Origin of the sequence: Vibrio sp. OPT18, assembly GCF_015163615.1 — a bacterium.
In the GTDB taxonomy this organism is placed as follows: Bacteria; Pseudomonadota; Gammaproteobacteria; order Enterobacterales; family Vibrionaceae; genus Vibrio; species Vibrio coralliirubri.
Genome location: NZ_JADDYK010000092.1, coordinates 81,107 through 97,482 on the forward strand (window position 1 = coordinate 81,107; position 16,376 = coordinate 97,482).

Annotated in this window: 13 protein-coding genes; 8 read left to right on the top strand and 5 right to left on the bottom strand. The window is 43.4% G+C overall.

Going from position 1 to position 16,376, the window contains the following annotated elements; translation table 11 throughout:
* Positions 1-193 precede the first annotated feature (193 nt).
* Positions 194-736 (top strand): hypothetical protein, encoded by a 543-nt coding sequence (locus tag IQQ51_RS23365; protein WP_048609214.1) that lies wholly within the window; start codon positions 194-196, stop codon positions 734-736.
* A 161-nt stretch (positions 737-897) separates the two neighbouring features.
* Here the strand turns inward: IQQ51_RS23365 and IQQ51_RS23370 are convergent, their stop codons facing one another.
* Positions 898-1,479 carry a TfoX/Sxy family DNA transformation protein gene (locus IQQ51_RS23370; RefSeq protein ID WP_017060401.1) on the bottom strand — a complete coding sequence of 194 codons (582 nt, stop codon included), beginning with the start codon at positions 1,477-1,479 and terminating at the stop codon, positions 898-900.
* 358 nt (positions 1,480-1,837) lie between these two features.
* Between IQQ51_RS23370 and IQQ51_RS23375 the strand changes: the two genes are divergently transcribed.
* The 5 genes from IQQ51_RS23375 (at position 1,838) to IQQ51_RS23395 (ending at position 7,396) form a co-directional block, all read left to right on the top strand.
* The gene (locus tag IQQ51_RS23375; protein WP_052878172.1) at positions 1,838-2,758 is read left to right on the top strand and encodes an HDOD domain-containing protein; all 921 of its coding nucleotides are present in this window, start codon (positions 1,838-1,840) and stop codon (positions 2,756-2,758) included.
* Between the two features lie 54 nt (positions 2,759-2,812).
* Positions 2,813-3,718 carry a lysine exporter LysO family protein gene (locus IQQ51_RS23380; RefSeq protein ID WP_193842241.1) on the top strand — a complete coding sequence of 302 codons (906 nt, stop codon included), beginning with the start codon at positions 2,813-2,815 and terminating at the stop codon, positions 3,716-3,718.
* Positions 3,719-3,892: 174 nt separating this feature from the next.
* Positions 3,893-4,420 carry a hypothetical protein gene (locus IQQ51_RS23385; RefSeq protein WP_017065407.1) on the top strand — a complete coding sequence of 176 codons (528 nt, stop codon included), beginning with the start codon at positions 3,893-3,895 and terminating at the stop codon, positions 4,418-4,420.
* Positions 4,421-4,538: 118 nt separating this feature from the next.
* A complete protein-coding gene (gene panP / locus IQQ51_RS23390; RefSeq protein WP_193842242.1) occupies positions 4,539-6,182 on the top strand; it encodes a pyridoxal-dependent aspartate 1-decarboxylase PanP in 1,644 nt (547 codons plus the stop codon).
* A 359-nt stretch (positions 6,183-6,541) separates the two neighbouring features.
* A complete protein-coding gene (locus tag IQQ51_RS23395) occupies positions 6,542-7,396 on the top strand; it encodes a MurR/RpiR family transcriptional regulator (RefSeq protein ID WP_004734686.1) in 855 nt (284 codons plus the stop codon).
* A gap of 123 nt (positions 7,397-7,519) precedes the next feature.
* Here the strand turns inward: IQQ51_RS23395 and IQQ51_RS23400 are convergent, their stop codons facing one another.
* Positions 7,520-8,812, bottom strand: a complete 1,293-nt coding sequence (locus tag IQQ51_RS23400; RefSeq protein WP_193842243.1) for an iron-containing alcohol dehydrogenase — start codon at positions 8,810-8,812, stop codon at positions 7,520-7,522.
* Positions 8,813-9,218: 406 nt separating this feature from the next.
* Here IQQ51_RS23400 and IQQ51_RS23405 point away from each other — a divergent pair, with 406 nt between their 5' ends.
* Both IQQ51_RS23405 and IQQ51_RS23410 read left to right on the top strand, forming a co-directional pair.
* Positions 9,219-9,482: a GrxA family glutaredoxin gene (locus tag IQQ51_RS23405; protein WP_009847069.1), complete on the top strand. Its 264-nt coding sequence runs from the start codon at positions 9,219-9,221 to the stop codon at positions 9,480-9,482.
* 250 nt (positions 9,483-9,732) lie between these two features.
* Positions 9,733-11,415 carry an aspartate:alanine antiporter gene (locus IQQ51_RS23410; protein ID WP_017060395.1) on the top strand — a complete coding sequence of 561 codons (1,683 nt, stop codon included), beginning with the start codon at positions 9,733-9,735 and terminating at the stop codon, positions 11,413-11,415.
* A gap of 365 nt (positions 11,416-11,780) precedes the next feature.
* Here the strand turns inward: IQQ51_RS23410 and fabV are convergent, their stop codons facing one another.
* From fabV to IQQ51_RS23425, 3 genes are all read right to left on the bottom strand, one after another.
* On the bottom strand, positions 11,781-12,983 hold the full coding sequence (gene fabV, locus IQQ51_RS23415; protein WP_081228717.1) for an enoyl-ACP reductase FabV: 1,203 nt from the start codon (positions 12,981-12,983) through the stop codon (positions 11,781-11,783).
* Between the two features lie 210 nt (positions 12,984-13,193).
* Complete coding sequence (locus IQQ51_RS23420; protein WP_193842244.1) at positions 13,194-15,476, bottom strand: acyl-CoA dehydrogenase; 2,283 nt, start codon at positions 15,474-15,476, stop codon at positions 13,194-13,196.
* A gap of 55 nt (positions 15,477-15,531) precedes the next feature.
* Positions 15,532-16,161: a TetR/AcrR family transcriptional regulator gene (locus tag IQQ51_RS23425; protein WP_017065403.1), complete on the bottom strand. Its 630-nt coding sequence runs from the start codon at positions 16,159-16,161 to the stop codon at positions 15,532-15,534.
* Positions 16,162-16,376 lie beyond the last annotated feature (215 nt).

Here is a 16,376-nt window from a genome sequence, read left to right on the forward strand (position 1 = left end):
CTCATTTGCCCTAAAACATGAGATCTCCGTTACATACTGATCCTTAATTTGCTTGTTTTTTAACTAAATGAGTAAGGTTTTACATTTTAAAGGATTACTTTTCCGTGAGTTAGATTAAACTGTCTCAATGTTTATGGTTTGCCGATTTGTCTCAAACCAAAGGAATTAACACTAATATAGGTTTACGGTCGTTATGCGCAAAATTCTACTTACTACCGCTATGCTATTGGCTTCTGGTCAAGCACTAGCTGTTGATGAACAACCACAGGTAATGAGCAACTTTAACTATGATTACTTTGAAGCACGTATCGGTGCTAGCCCAGTAACATTTGGTGGTGCGTTCAGTAAGTCCATTCACCCGAACGCTCACGCTATAGCACGTATCGATTCAGAGTTTGAAGGCGATTACGACTCAGCTGTAGGTCTTGGTTTCCATGCTCCATTAAACAACTGGGCAGACTTAACAGGTGAAATGCTAGCTCGTATCGTTCAGCCTGAGAACTCAAGCTCTACTGATATCGGTATGGAAATCAACGTTGGTGTTCGCCAATGGCTTGGTCCACAACTAGAAGTTGGTGGTAAAGGTGGTTACGTTTCTATCGATGACAACGATGATTGGACAGGTTCTGTTTACGCGCGTTTCCACTCTACAGAGCTTTTCTCTCTAGGCGCTGAAGCTCGTATTAACGACTTCTACGGTGACCAACTGATGTTCACTGCTCGCTTCAAGTACTAATACTTAACGCTCAAGCCCTAGCAAATAAGCTCTCCATGAGCACTTAGCCTTTTGATACTTAGTCTTTCAAGAAATCCGGCTAAGACAGAAACAAAAAAACCGAGGACATTCCTCGGTTTTTATTTATTAACAGTAATCTTAAGCATATAAGGCAAACTTCTTTAGTGGCAGCTCTTTAGTAATTGCTGCTTGCGTGGCTCTTGTAATAGTTTCCAGTGAATACCATCAATTGCACCCGCAAATTTCCAAAGTAGTTTTAGGTCAACATCGTTTCCGTACGCTTCGCGAACCTTATTAAACACTTCAGGCGCGCCCAACTGCATAAACATTGAAACATCATCCACACCCGCCTTTTTAACCATGCGCTCTAACGTAAGCTGCATGTTTGGTAGATCTCTTAATCTACGGCTAGCTGATGATTTCTTGAAGCTACGCTGCTGAATTGAATTATCGATTGAAGTACGAATAATACTATCCAATTCAGGATGTTCGCAGGTAAACAGATCCGTAATGTCGTAATAGTTTACGGTTGCTGTTGTCTGCTTCTTTACATGACGATACTTTTCACAATCAAGATCGGTCAGTTTTTTATCTAATGATTTTCCACCTCTAATGAATAAACAACCTTCACTCAATAAAGCGAACATAGCGTCATTTTGAAAGAGGCCAATACCTCCGAACATAGAACGTTTTTGATGCTCACCAAATTGATTCACGTAATTAATAAATGCTGTCTCGGTCATATCCGTTGATCCTTAATCAAATTACCCCGATTAGGTTGATCACCAGACAAGCAGCTTGTTATGCGAAAAATTTTAAATCTATTTTGTTATTCTATAGGTGAATATTATGGTTTCGTTTTTCACCTTTAAATAAATCATACTTCGAAAAGAAAAATAAGTCTGGACTTAGTTCACATCAATCAATTGAGTATTCTGGTTTTTCATGATTGACGTCACAGTAAACTATCAAACCATGCTTGAATTTGGACACCTAGTGATACACCGGTTCAAATTATTAAAGGTTATGTGGACGGATGAGTATTGCCTCGCAGCATCGCGGCTTGTAAAATGGCAGGACATACATGTTTTTACTTTTTATATGAATCATTTATCGTTTTTCTGGCTACCTCAAAATAAGGCTCTTCTCTTAAAGGGTCTAGAATCCGAGTTTGCCCAACTTGTTGGACATTCTATCTCAGCGGGAAAAATAACACTTCCTCCTATCCCTAACGTTGTACTGAAGATTCAATCGCTTTGTACCCTTGAATCAACTGGGATTGCTGAAGTTGCCGAGTGTTTACTCGAAGACCCAGGCCTCGCTGCTATTGTCATTCGTGTGGCTAATTCTGTCGTCTTTAACCGACGCAATATTACTTGTGTTGATATTATGACGGCTGTGTCGCGCCTTGGCATATTAAGAGTACGTGACATCGTGACGGCTCAGGCTATTGAACAACTCAAACACTCAGTCAACCTCAGTAAAGAGTGTAATAAGTTATTGGTTCAGAGCGCGTCTGTATCAAAAGAGCTAGGCGCCACTATGGTACTGGTGACCAACGGCTTCAAAGAGCTCTCCCCTATTGAATACCGTTACCTTGAACATGAAAAATCACTGCTTGTTGGATTACTGGCTGACATTGGTTTGTTCTGTTTGGTTAGCGAATACCACCTCTACCTCGAAAATGGCAATTACCTAGATCACGACATCGCTTTACAAATCTTCCAAGGTCAATGTTCCGCTACCAGTAAATTGGTGCTTAATCGTTGGGGCTTCGACAGTGACTTTATTGATGTGTGCAGCAATACCATCAACAACCACGAACAGCGTGAAGTGTCTTACTTGGATATTGCACGAATCGCTAACCACCTGCTGATGTTCAGAAACAAGGATGAGAACATCGATGATCACGAAGTTGAACTAAACGTAACAGGTGCAGAGGTACTTTATAAATTAAGCAACTTGAGCAAGCATGATTTTAATGCAAAGCTAAGCGACGTGATCAATACTAGCGGCTTCTAAGTCACTGTTAAATTACAAGTAAGTGTAATATGAAGTAAATGCAATGGGGAAAGCATGTTTACAGGGATGATCTTTATATTTGCGCCACTCGTCGTGGGGTATCTTTTTGCAATTTCGAACACTCAGACATTAGAATTTATCAACCGCTCAACATCGCGGTTGATCTACGTGATTCTGGCGTTAATGGGACTAAGCTTAGCCGCCCTCGATAACCTAGGCAGTAATCTGCAGACAATCCTTCTATATACCGTCACTTTCTTTGTCTGCTTAAGCGTTTGTAACCTAATGGCACTGCCCGCTATTGATAAGTTATTGCCACTCAAAACCGACAGTAGCAAGAAGAAGCTTCCCCTCTCTTCGATGGCGATGGAATCTGCCAAACTCATCTTAGTGGTGGGTTCAGGGCTAATCGCTGGCTTAGTGCTGCCTATTGGCCTTGATTGGGTTGATACCGCAAGCGAATGGATTCTGTTTGTTCTTCTATTCTTTATCGGCATTCAGCTGCGTAATAGCGGACTCACACTTCGTCAGATCTTACTCAACAAGCACGGCATGGTTATCGCAATCACTATTATCATCACCTCAATGTTGGGTGGTGTAATCGCGGCTTACATCCTAGATATCCCTCTGTTCAAAGCCTTGGCAATGTCTTCTGGATTTGGTTGGTACTCTCTGGCTGGTATTTTAATGGGTGACGCCTTTGGCCCTGTCTATGGTGGCGCTTCTTTCATGCTCGAGCTGTTAAGAGAGTTAGTTGCCTTGGTACTGATTCCAGTGCTGATTCGCAGCTACCCATGCACTTCCATTGGTTATGCTGGTGCGACTGCGATGGACTTCACCTTACCGGTCATTCAAACAACAGGCGGCGTTCGATGTGTGCCTATCGCTATCGTCAGTGGCTTTATCCTCAGCTTGCTTGTTCCGATATTGATGTTGTTCTTTGTATCTCTTGCTAACTAGATCGCAGGAATAGCGTTTGTTTTAGATTAGAATGCAACTCGAATACCAATGCCCAAGACACCGATACAGTTACCGAAATAAAAAGACACTAAGTGTCATTGCTCAACAAATAACGATCACGGTAACCTGTAACGACAAAGTTATAAAAAGAATAAACTTACAAAAGGAACCACTATGAAACGCCTTTGCGTCGCATTACTGCTAGCTTCAACTTCTACTTTCTCTTTTGCAGCAGATTCAATGTCTGAGACAAACCAGTGCCAAGCAAAAAAATATGATGCGTACATCGACGCTTCTTTGAATTGGTATGCCGACCTTGCTGCATTAACCTCTGAGCAATATCCAGAGCTAACAGAAGTGAGTGAGTGGTTCCTAGAAGGTCGTAAGCACCATTTTGAGCTTAACCGTGCTGCGGTTAACTACTACCTTGTGAACGATTCAAGCAAAGTGGCAACAGAGCAGCCTGTAGAAGGTTGGTTGCAACTCGAGCAACACGACATTAAAACGCTATCAACACGTGATGATGAGCTTGGTAAAATCGCGAAAACAACGTTCGATGACCGCCAATCAACGCCTCACGCTCAAAACTACGAGCTACGTTCTGCCTTTGCAGAGCTGCTTAGTCACCCTAAGCAAATCGACTCAGCGCTACAGCGTTACAACCAGTCGATCAGTAAACTTGAAGCGATTAAGTGTAAATAACCCCTCATTTAATATGCTTTTTTGAGAAGTTGGATTTCATAATTAAGACGGGACATTGTTCCCGTTTTCGTTTAGATTGTCCCGCTCGCGTCAATATTAGAAAAATAACTCGCTTGCTATGGTTACGGAACAAAAAACAGCAGATGTTAGCTTCGACAGTCTTCTACGTATCTTCACGGTACCTGAAGGCCCAGATTCAACACTCACTCAAATTGAAGACAAACTTTCACGAAACCTGAATCAATTCTTACGTGAACATATTGTGGCTGAAGAAAAGCCGCTGCGTGAAATTGAGAAAGATTTTTCAAATGCTCATATCCCAGAGCAGCCTGAGTTTGTTTCTGAACATACTGAGCATCTCCTTGATTCTCTTGTGTCTCATTCGGTTCACACGTCTTCGCCAAGTTTTATTGGCCACATGACCTCTGCGTTGCCGTACTTCCTGATGCCGCTTTCAAAAATCATGATTGCGTTGAATCAGAATCTAGTAAAAATCGAGACCTCAAAAGCTTTCACTCCCCTAGAACGTCAAGTTCTGGGCATGTTACATCGCCTGATTTATCAAGATAGTGACCAGTTTTATTCTCGTTGGATGCACAGCGCAAACCACTCTTTAGGTGCGTTTTGTTCTGGCGGTACCATCGCGAACATTACTGCGCTTTGGGTCGCACGTAACAACGCACTAAAAGCGCAAGGTTCGTTCAAAGGTGTGGAAAAAGAGGGCTTGTTTAAAGCCATGAAGCACTACGACTACGAAGGCCTTGCCATCTTAGTCTCTGAACGTGGTCACTACTCTCTGAAAAAAGCCGCGGATGTCCTTGGTATTGGTCAAGAAGGTCTAGTGTCTGTTAAAACAGATAACGACAACCGTATTTGTACTGATGATCTAAGACTCAAGATCGAGCAGCTCAAGCAGAACAAGATCAAACCTTTCGCCGTCATTGGTGTGGCTGGTACAACCGAAACCGGTAATATCGACCCGCTAAGAGACATTGCTGAGGTGTGTGCCGAATCCGATTGTCATTTCCACGTTGATGCTGCTTGGGGTGGTGCGACTCTGATGTCTAACAATCATCGTCACCTGCTTGATGGTATTGAACTGGCGGACTCAGTCACGATTGATGCGCATAAACAGCTTTATATCCCTATGGGTGCGGGCATGGTTCTGTTTAAGAAGCCAGATGCGATGACAGCGATTGAACATCATGCTCAATACATTCTTCGTAAAGGCTCAAAAGATTTAGGCAGCCATACGTTAGAAGGTTCTCGTTCAGGTATGGCAATGCTGGTTTACGCCGCAATGCACATCATTAGCCGCCCTGGTTATGAACTGCTGATCGACCAAAGCATCAACAAAGCGCGCTACTTTGCCGACCTAATTAAAGATCAGACCGACTTCGAACTGGTTTCAGAACCTGAGCTTTGCCTACTGACTTATCGCTATGTACCTGAATCAGTCAAAGCTGCACTGCTTAAAGCTGAGCCTGAACATCGTATCGAACTGAATGAGTTGCTCAATGAGCTGACTAAGTTTATTCAGAAGAAGCAGCGTGAAACAGGTAAGTCTTTCGTGTCCCGTACACGCTTAAACCCTGAAGCATGGGCACATCAGCCGATCATCGTTTTCCGCGTGGTGTTAGCAAACCCACTAACAGGCAATGACATTCTTTCATCAGTGCTTGAAGAACAGCGTGAGATCTCTAAACTAGCACCAAACTTGATGGGCAAAATCAACAAACTGGTTACGCAAATCAACGCATAGTCATTCAATTTTAGTTGCATCAAATTGAAAATTTCTTTCTTTTTGATGTAACTAAGCTGTCAGTTCATACTCATTTTGCATTCTTTTTGCTCAAACCCTCTTCCAATTCTGTAGTTTTCTAAAATTTTGTTGAGGCTTGTCATATTCTTAAGCATTCATGCCCTGTTTTTGTATTAGTAAATAGTATGTTGGGTTTATACTGACTCTATGGTGCTAGTTAGCTTGATATCTATTTGACGCAGCAGTATTTACGATACCAAATATACATTTGGCTTTGTGTTTACTGATATTTGCTTCAGCCATACCCCCTGGTAAAAGATATTAACTAGCAAGTTGTTCTCTATACCCTTGTGAACACTATGAATACATTAGAAAAAATACAAAAAAACCTGGAAAATTTCAGCAAGTCTGAGCGTAAGGTAGCCGAAGTAATTATGGCTTCCCCTCAAACTGCAATTCATTCTAGCATTGCTACCTTAGCTAAAATGGCTGACGTGAGTGAGCCTACAGTTAACCGCTTCTGTCGTCGATTAGACACAAAGGGCTTCCCTGACTTCAAACTTCACCTAGCTCAAAGCTTGGCGAACGGTACACCTTACGTGAACCGTAATGTTGAAGAAGATGATGGTCCAGATGCTTATACGCATAAGATTTTCGAATCAACTATGGCTTGTCTAGACGTTGCTAAAAACAGTCTAGACGCGATGCAAGTAAACCGTGCTGTTGACTTGCTGACTCAAGCAAAACGCATTTCATTCTTTGGACTGGGTGCCTCTTCTGCTGTCGCCAAAGATGCTCAAAACAAGTTTATTCGTTTTAACATCCCAATCACATGTTTCGAAGACATCGTGATGCAACGAATGAGCTGCATTAACTGCAGTGATAACGACGTTATTGTTCTTATCTCTCATACTGGCCGCACTAAAAGCCAAGTTGAGATTGCAAACTTAGCGCGTGAAAACGGTGCGACAGTTATTGCTATCACAGCAAAAGATTCTCCACTGGATAAAGCGAGCTCGCTGTCTATCTCATTAGATGTACCGGAAGACACTGACGTTTACATGCCAATGGCAAGTCGCGTTGTTCAGATGACGGTTATCGATGTGCTAGCGACAGGCTTTACGCTACGTCGTGGATCTGGTTTCAGAGAGAACCTAAAACGCGTCAAAGAGTCACTTCGTGATTCACGTTACGAGAAGTACTCTCAGTTCTAATCTGCTTAGTCATGAACTGAAAACAGATGACCAGTGAACAAGCGAAATTAAAAAACGGAGCCTAGCGCTCCGTTTTTATTTGTCTGTATAAAATGTTTTATACAATGAGCAGATTGAAGACTATTAGATAGTCCAGCTATTGCCCTTCTCAACCACGCTATTCTCGGACGCATAAGAGTTGATAATGGTAAAACTCGACTCGACAGCAGGTTCATGGTCAATTTGCTTCATTGAGGTCCCCTCATGATGCCCTTCTCCACAACTGCACTTCTCGCACACCTGCTTCAGGATATGTACGAGCCTCTCGTGGTTAAGCGGCAAAGGGTTTCCTTTAATCGCCACTGACTTGAGCGCATCGGCAGACACCTCATCAAACTGGGCTTCACAGACACCAAATTCCAGCAAATTGGGTAACTTAAGCGTATCAAGCACTTCAGATAACCAAGAAATTGCGTCTTCTTCTGCTGCTTCTACGTTACCTGTTACTATCTGAGCGATTCGCTGATAACGCGCTAGGATGTCGCTTCTTTGCTGCTCTTTTGCAACGGCTATGTTCTCCAACATCACAAACGGCGCTAAACGCGCGGTAATCACACTATGAGGCGCAGAAATCTTACCTCCTAGTGCGGAGGCTAAACCATGGGCTGCGCCAAGCTTGGCATTGGTTATCGCCATACCACCGAGCATAGAAGCGAAAGCAAGATCAGAACGCGCTTGAGGCTCATCATAAACACACGCTTTAACCACAGAACCACTCAACTTACGCAGCCCTTCTTCACAAATCATATCGGTTAACGGATTCGGTTCACCACACACGTAGGCTTCCATTAGATGAGTAAAGGCATCCATCGCACCTCGCCCAGATAGATACAGATTAGTTCCATGAGTTAGGGTTGGATCGACAATCGCAACGTCAGCCAGCATGTCTGGGCTTCTAAGGCTGATTTTTACTTGGTCTTGGCCTGATTTCAGCACCGCGTTTTTAGTAACCTCGGCACCGGTGCTCGCAGTGGTTGGAATAGCGATAAACGGAAGTGGTTTGGTTTTAAGAGGGACATTACGCCCGACCACTTCGACATAGTCATACAAGTTACCTTGATTAGGTAAAACTGCGGCTAACGCTTTTCCCATATCGATGGCACTGCCACCGCCCATGGCGACGACCATGTCAGGCTTAAATCGACGAGCAGAAATAGCCGCCTCTTCAACCATTTTAATATTAGGTTCACCGGAAACGGCAATGTGCTGATAACGCATACTCTGCGCATCCAGATAGTCAGTAACAATTGAAGTGCGCTCTAATGTATTGCCTGTAACCAATAACACGCTGTAGCCGTATTGATTAAAGAGAGACAATGAAGCGGAAAGTGCTCCATCACCAAAGATGATCTTTGTAGATGTCATAAATTGAAACATGGTGCCTCCTGCGCCTATGACCGAACAAAACTGCGAACTCTTGGTTATTGGAATTTAGCCTTTATATCGTGCATCAGTATTAAGATGCCTCGTTCTGTATGCTCTTTTTTTGACGAGGTGCAACTTGTCGCATTAAAGATGGATTAATGTCGTATTCTTAGGGGTAATTCACACTCTTAAATTAAGGGTAATCAATCTGAATACCCATCAGAAATCAGCATGGATCCTTTTTGTGACCATTATTTGCTCTGATAGACAAAACCTATTGTATTAAGAGGTAATTCCATCTTTATTTCCCCATGGCATTGAGGCATAGTTGGTTTTAAGAAATTTTGAGTGGCATTCACTAAAGAATAGTTAACATAATCGAGTTAACGAGCCTCATCCCGTATTTAGGAGAAATTAAATGTTTGTAGTTATTTTTGGTCGCCCTGCTTGCCCATTCTGTGTTCGTGCAAAAGAGCATGCTGAAACTCTTAAAGCTAAACGCGATGACTTCAACTACCGTTACGTTGACATCCACGCTGAAGGTATCAGCAAAGCTGATCTAGAGAAGACTGTTGGTAAACCTGTCGACACAGTGCCACAAATCTTCATCGACCAAGACCACATCGGCGGCTGCACAGAATTTGAAGCATACGCAAAAGAAAACCTAGGTCTTTTCGACTAAGCTAGGATTTCTCACACGAGAATTTAGGCTAAGGCCTTAAACAGCTGACCCATTTAAGCGTTAGACTGTACGATTTATAGAAAGCCCGCTCACTGTAGCGGGCTTTTTTTATGACCAGTTTTCATACGGAATAAGAATAAGGTCAAAATCAAGTAAATTAGCAAAATATTGCTTATAATTTATTTATATTTAGATACAATTCACCTCTCAAACTTACCCTGTGTTCCACGCCAATTATTGAGCGACCACCGTGAATATCGACGTTGTTTTTCTGTTAGAACAAAACCCCATTCTCCTCATCTTTGTTGTTTTATCGATTGGATTAGCCATTGGTAAAATTCGTTTCGGTAGCCTCCAACTTGGTAATTCAATCGGTGTTTTGATTACTTCCCTTATCATGGGACATCTTGGCTTTTCTTTTAACGCAGATGCGCTCACCATTGGTTTCATGCTGTTCATCTACTGTGTTGGCATTGAAGCTGGACCAAACTTCTTCGGTATCTTCTTCAGAGACGGTAAGCACTACCTCATTCTGAGCCTTGTGGTACTTTCTACAGCTATTGCCCTAACCTATTTCAGTAGTCATTACCTTGGCCTAGGCTTCGGTTTATCTGCAGGCATGATGGCGGGTGCCTTAACAGCAACGCCGATATTAGTAGGTGCTCAAGATGCTCTGAATTCTGGGCTTGCAGAATTACCAAGAAATATGGATTTGAGCCTGATTATCGAAAACCTATCAGTGGGTTACGCGATGGCTTACTTGGTTGGCTTAATCAGTATGATTATGTTTGCCCGCTTGATTCCAAAACTTCAAAAAGTGAACCTACACGACTCGGCAGAGCAAATCGCCCAAGAACGTGGTTTAGGCGCTTCAGGTCAGCGTAAGGTTTACCTACCCATTATTCGTGCTTATCGAGTGGGCCCAGAGCTTATCTCTTGGACTGACGGTAAGAATCTGCGTGAACTGGGTATCTATCGCCAAACAGGCTGTTACATCGAGCGTATTCGACGTAATGGTATTCTTGCCCATCCAGATGGTGATGCCATTCTGCAAGAAGGCGATGAGATCGCATTGGTTGGTTTCCCAGATAGCCACGCTCGTCTAGACCCAAGCTTCCGTAACGGTAAAGAGGTTTTCGACCGTAACCTTCTCGATCTGCGTATCGTGGAAGAAGAGATCGTCGTTAAAAGTGACAGCATCGCAGGTAAGCGCCTTTCAGACTTAAACCTGTCTGAATATGGCTGTTTCCTTAACCGTGTAGTAAGAGCTCAAATTGAAATGCCGATGGACTTAAACATCGTGCTTTCTAAGGGTGATGTACTGCAAGTTAGTGGCGAAAAGAGTCGTGTTCACGGCCTAGCAGAGAAAATTGGTTTCATCTCAATCCACAGCCAAATGGCGGATTTGATGGCCTTCTGTAGCTTCTTCATTTTGGGTATTTTGTTTGGTTTGATCACCATGACATTCGGTCAGGTGTCGTTTGGACTAGGTAACGCGGTTGGTCTACTTCTGTCAGGCATCATGCTTGGTTTCCTACGCGCGAACCACCCTACTTTCGGTTATGTACCTCAAGGAGCGCTGAACATGGTCAAAGACCTCGGTTTGATGTTCTTTATGGTCGGTATCGGATTGAGCGCCGGTGGTAAGATATTTGAGCACTTAACCCAAGTTGGTCCTCAGGTCATTGGTATTGCTCTGGTCGTCAGCGTCTTGCCAGTATTCTTTGCGTACTTGGTTGGCGCTTACGTATTGAAGATGAACCGAGCTCTGTTGTTTGGTGCGATCATCGGCGCGCGCACCTGCGCTCCGGCTATGGACATCGTTAATGACCACGCTCGCTCAACCATTCCAGCTCTGGGTTACGCAGGTACTTACGCAATAGCCAATATTTTGATGACCTTAGCAGGTACTTTCATCATCATAATTAGCTAGCTTATTCAGCGTTATCGCGCTTTAGATTAGATATTTTAAATGCACTAGTTCATGTTTGGATTAGTGCATTTTTTATGACTTATTTCCTCTGACTTGCTTTTGGAGATCGTCGAACCTCGAATCCCATATCTGCTCTAAATTCTTTTCGAATCTCGTCACCCAAATCTCTCATCCGCTATTAAATCTCTTCGCATCCCGCCACTCTAATCCCGTATCTGCTCTTAAATCTCTTCACATCTCGAATCTCGTCACTCGTATCTGCTCTTAAGCTCTCGCATCTCGCCACTCGAATCCCGTATCTGCTTTTAAGACAAAAAAATAGGCGCTCAATGAGCGCCTATTTCATTTTGATTCGATTGTTTTAATTAGATGTCAGCCACATCAAATTCAACAGCCGGGTTAACCTCAGCTTCGTAATCAACGCCTTCAACACCAAAACCGAACAGTTTCAAGAACTCTTCTTTGTACTCAACGTAGTCAGTCAGTTCTTTCAGGTTTTCAGTTGTGATTTGAGGCCATAGGTTACGACAATGCTCTTGAATGTCGTCACGAAGTTCTAGGTCGTCTAGACGTAGACGGTTCACTTCGTCAACTTCTGCTGCGCTGCCATCTTCTTTGTATAGACGTTGGCTGAACATACGGAAGATCTGTTCCATACAACCTTCGTGAATACCCTCTTCACGCATCTTCTTGAACACCATAGCGATGTAAAGAGGCATTACAGGGATTGCAGAACTTGCTTGAGTCACAACAGACTTAAGAACAGCAACGTTTGCAGTTCCGCCAGTTTGGCCTAGCTTCTCGTTAAGCGCTGACGCTGCACGGTCTAGATCCATCTTAGCTTTACCTAGCGCGCCATCCCAGTAGATTGGCCACGTTAGTTCAGTACCGATGTAGCTGTAAGCAACAGTTTTACAACCATCAGCTAGAACACCAGCTTCAGATAGAGCGTTGATCCAAAGTTCCCAATCTTCACCGCCCATTACAGTAACAGTGTCTTTGATCTCTTCTTCAGATGCAGGCTCAACACTTGCTTCGATGATCATGTCTTTGTTGGTATCAACAGCCGTTGATGTGTACGTTTCACCGATAGGTTTTAGAGCTGAACGAATCACTTCGCCAGTCTCTGGCATTTTACGCACTGGAGACGCCAGTGAGTACACAACCATATCGATTTGGCCTAGATCTTCTTTGATCAGGTCAATTGTTTTCTGTTTCGCTTCGTTAGAGAAAGCATCGCCGTTCAGGCTTTTTGAATACAGGCCTTCTTCTTTAGCTAGCTTGTCGAACGCTGCTGAGTTGTAAAAACCAGCTGTGCCCGGTTTTTTCTCAGTACCGGCTTTCTCAAAGAAAACACCGATAGTTGAAGCGCCGCCACCAAATGCAGCCGCAATACGTGAAGACAAGCCGTAGCCACTTGAAGAGCCAACAACGAGTACACGTTTAGGTGCGTTTGCGATTGGGCCTTGAGCTTTTGTGTAAGCAATTTGTTCTTTTACATTAGCTTCACAACCGACTGGATGTGTTGTAGTACAGATGAATCCGCGAATTCGAGGTTTGATGATCATATTCAACTTCCTTAAAAAATCAGGGTAAGGATAAAAGTTTCGTACGCAAATGGCATCTAATTTCTGTAAAAATGTGGTGAAAATGCAAGTGGTTGGAGCACTCAGCGGATATTTGCTGACTAAGTCACCATTTGTTAACGCATCTATTGCGACTTCTACGACAAAAACAAAAAAAGGCACCTTATTAGGTGCCTTTTATCATTTCTTTATCTAAGCAACGCTATTTAGCTTAGGTTTTAACTCTTTTCGCGTCAAAGTTTCACTAAAGTCATGACTGAAGTGGTCAACTTGAATCGCTGTATAGCGTAGTTTATCAGCAGCAACAATTTGGTCGACTTCTTCTTGTGTCAGAACATCAGCTGCAAGTGCTTGAGCCAGTTTATCCGCAAGCAAGCCTTTACGAGCCACTTTGCCCTCTTTCACTGCTTTGAAGATCTTACGCTCCAGAGGCTTGATGCTGTACATCGCATTGAAAGCATTCTCCATAAGGCCAACACTATCATCTTCCTCTTTGCCAATGTAACAAAGGTGCGTCAGACGTTCACGGTGTGCTCCCGGAGTCATCAAGCTTTCTGCTAGTTGAACTGTTAGGTTATCACTCGGTTTTTCGAAGTGGTTACCAACAGGGAAAACTAGTCCTTTCAGCACTTTCCCAACCATCTTGTTCGGGAAGTTTCTGTACGCTTCTTGTAGTGATTTAGCCGCATTGTGGAAACAGTGTTGAACCGCGTAGTGTACATAGTCTAGGTCAGCTTGTTGGCGACCTTCGTCTTCATACTTCTTAAGTGCAGCAGAAGCCATGTATAGGTAACTTAGACCATCACCCAAACGTGCAGAGATAAGCTCTTTACGTTTCAGTTCGCCACCTAGCGTCAGCATTGCGAAATCCGCACTGACTGCAAGCGCACGGCTCAAACGAGTCAAATCTTGGTAGTAAGGCTTAGTTGGACCGCTCATGTCGGCTTTAATGAACTTAGAGCCAGTCAGTGCTGCGCCAAACGCGCCGAACGTGTTCTTAGTTGCGTGAGAGATATGCTTGAACAGCAAGCTATCAAAGTCTTTAGCACCTTGCTTCTCATCTGGATTTGCTGCCGCTTCCATTTCGCTTAACACGTATGGGTGACAACGTGTCGCACCTTGACCAAAGATCATCAGGTTACGAGTCAGGATGTTCGCACCTTCTACTGTGATAGCAACTGGAATACCTAGGTAAGGCGCAGCCAAGTAGTTCATTGGACCATCTTGAATTGCACGACCTGAGTGGATATCCATTGAATCATTCAGAATAGTACGCGCCATCTCTGTCATATGATATTTCGCGATAGCCGTGACGATACCCGGCTTCTCTTTCATATCAAGTGAAGTAGTTGTCAGTGTACGAGTCGCTTCTAGTAGATACGTTAAGCCACCAATACGGCCTAAACTCTCTGCAACACCTTCAAACTTACCAATCGACATACCAAACTGCTTACGAACATACGCGTATGCGCCAGTTGTTCTCGCAGTTAGGTGGCCCATTGCTGTACCCAGTGCTGGTAGTGAAATACCACGACCTGCAGACAGACATTCCACCAGCATACGCCAGCCTTTACCTGCGTAATCTGCGCCACCGATTAGCCATTCCATAGGGATAAACACATCGTGACCGCGTGTTGGACCATTCATGAATGCAAGACCAAGTGGGTCATGACGTTCACCAATTACAACACCTTCGTGATCTGCTGGGATAAGCGCACAAGTGATACCGATGTCTTCTTTATCACCCAGTAGCTTTTCTGGATCGTGCAGTTTGAAAGCCAGACCAAGTACCGTCGCTACTGGTGCTAGCGTAATATAGCGTTTGTTCCAGTTAAGCTTGATGCCTAGTGTCTCTTTACCTTCGTGCATGCCCATACAAACTGTACCGACATCAGGGATACCACCCGCATCAGAACCTGCTTCAGGGCCTGTTAGTGCGAAACATGGGATATCTGTACCGTCAGCAAGACGAGGCAGCCAGTAGTCTTTTTGATCTTGCGTTCCGTAGTGAGAAAGCAGCTCACCAGGACCAAGAGAGTTTGGAACCATTACCGAAACCGCAGTACTGATACTGCGAGTCGCAATCTTAGTTACGATAGTTGAGTTGGCGTGTGCTGAGAATTCACGACCGCCGTACTCTTTCGCAATAATAAGAGAAAAGAAACGCTCTTTACGTAAGAAGTTCCACACTTCTTCAGGAAGGTCTCGATCTTCTTTTACAATTTGGTGGTCATCAAGCATAGCCAACAAAGTTTCAAGCTCATTATCCATGAACGATTGCTCTTCTGCTGTCAGCTGAGGTTTAGGGTATTGGTGCAGCTTAGTGAAATCTGGTTTGCCAGAAAACAGCTCTCCGTCCCACCACACGCTACCCGCTTCCATCGCTTCTTTCTCGGTGCTAGATAGTGGTGGTAGTACTTTTTTAAAGAGTTTAAAAGCTGGGTCACTTACCCATTTTTGTCTTAGAGAGCTCATAGTTCAGATCCTTTTGTTCACTATATTGGTTGTGAATGTTTCGCTTTTTATTGTTTTATTCTTCTGCTGACATGCCAGCGGCTAAATATGGAATAAGAATATCGACCACTGCCTTAGCATCTATCTTTCTGTCATAGTCATTCTCTGCAATTTCTACCAGAGCCTGACTTGATGCCATGGTGAATACACAAGTCCCTAGGGTGAAGTGTAATCGCCAAAATAACTGTTCTTGAGTGAGATTCGGATTCGCCTTCATTACTGACGTTGTAAACAAAGAAAGTACTTCGCTATAACGGGTAGTAATGAACCAACGCAAGTGTCCTTGCACGTCTGTATAGCCTCTGCCGATAAGTAACATGAACCGGCTTGTACCATTTGGCCTAACATCATTAAGTGCTCTTAGTGGCTGTCTCAACGACTCAAACACGTCACTCATAGAATACGTTTCGTTCAAGTTTAAGTTCACTAATGCATCTTGCAGTGCTGGCATAAATGCTTCTAAGTAACGATTGAGTACCGCACGAACCAGAGTCTTCTTATCGCCAAAGTGATAGTTCACTGAAGCTAAGTTGACATTCGCTTTACTCGTAATCGTGCGTAAAGAGGTGTCATTAAAACCGTGCTCAGCAAATAAGCCTTCAGCCACATCTAAGATTTTGTCTTTGGTTGTACTTCTTGGTGCCATTTCAATCACTCGTATTAAACAACTGTTTGAAATATACGCTTAGTACATTTATTTAACAAGCAAGCAACATCACATTTTCACAAATTGGTCGTACCAGTTAATAAAACTCAGCACTAACCGATTGAATCGCTGTGTGTTTACAAAAAAAGAAAAAAATAATGAATTTTCTTGGAACTGAAATGGAAATGGAGAGTCATAAATTAAGTAGAAACCAG

What these genes read in the sequence shown, in the direction of transcription:
- IQQ51_RS23380 (WP_193842241.1), top strand. Translation starts at nt 2,813, where the DNA reads ATGTTTACAGGGATGATCTTTATATTTGCGCCACTCGTCGTGGGGTAT.
- panP (WP_193842242.1), top strand. Translation starts at nt 4,539, where the DNA reads ATGGTTACGGAACAAAAAACAGCAGATGTTAGCTTCGACAGTCTTCTA.
- IQQ51_RS23420 (WP_193842244.1), bottom strand. Translation starts at nt 15,476, where the DNA reads ATGAGCTCTCTAAGACAAAAATGGGTAAGTGACCCAGCTTTTAAACTC.
- IQQ51_RS23365 (WP_048609214.1), top strand. Translation starts at nt 194, where the DNA reads ATGCGCAAAATTCTACTTACTACCGCTATGCTATTGGCTTCTGGTCAA.
- IQQ51_RS23375 (WP_052878172.1), top strand. Translation starts at nt 1,838, where the DNA reads ATGAATCATTTATCGTTTTTCTGGCTACCTCAAAATAAGGCTCTTCTC.
- IQQ51_RS23425 (WP_017065403.1), bottom strand. Translation starts at nt 16,161, where the DNA reads ATGGCACCAAGAAGTACAACCAAAGACAAAATCTTAGATGTGGCTGAA.
- IQQ51_RS23395 (WP_004734686.1), top strand. Translation starts at nt 6,542, where the DNA reads ATGAATACATTAGAAAAAATACAAAAAAACCTGGAAAATTTCAGCAAG.
- fabV (WP_081228717.1), bottom strand. Translation starts at nt 12,983, where the DNA reads ATGATCATCAAACCTCGAATTCGCGGATTCATCTGTACTACAACACAT.
- IQQ51_RS23370 (WP_017060401.1), bottom strand. Translation starts at nt 1,479, where the DNA reads ATGACCGAGACAGCATTTATTAATTACGTGAATCAATTTGGTGAGCAT.
- IQQ51_RS23385 (WP_017065407.1), top strand. Translation starts at nt 3,893, where the DNA reads ATGAAACGCCTTTGCGTCGCATTACTGCTAGCTTCAACTTCTACTTTC.
- IQQ51_RS23400 (WP_193842243.1), bottom strand. Translation starts at nt 8,812, where the DNA reads ATGTTTCAATTTATGACATCTACAAAGATCATCTTTGGTGATGGAGCA.
- IQQ51_RS23405 (WP_009847069.1), top strand. Translation starts at nt 9,219, where the DNA reads ATGTTTGTAGTTATTTTTGGTCGCCCTGCTTGCCCATTCTGTGTTCGT.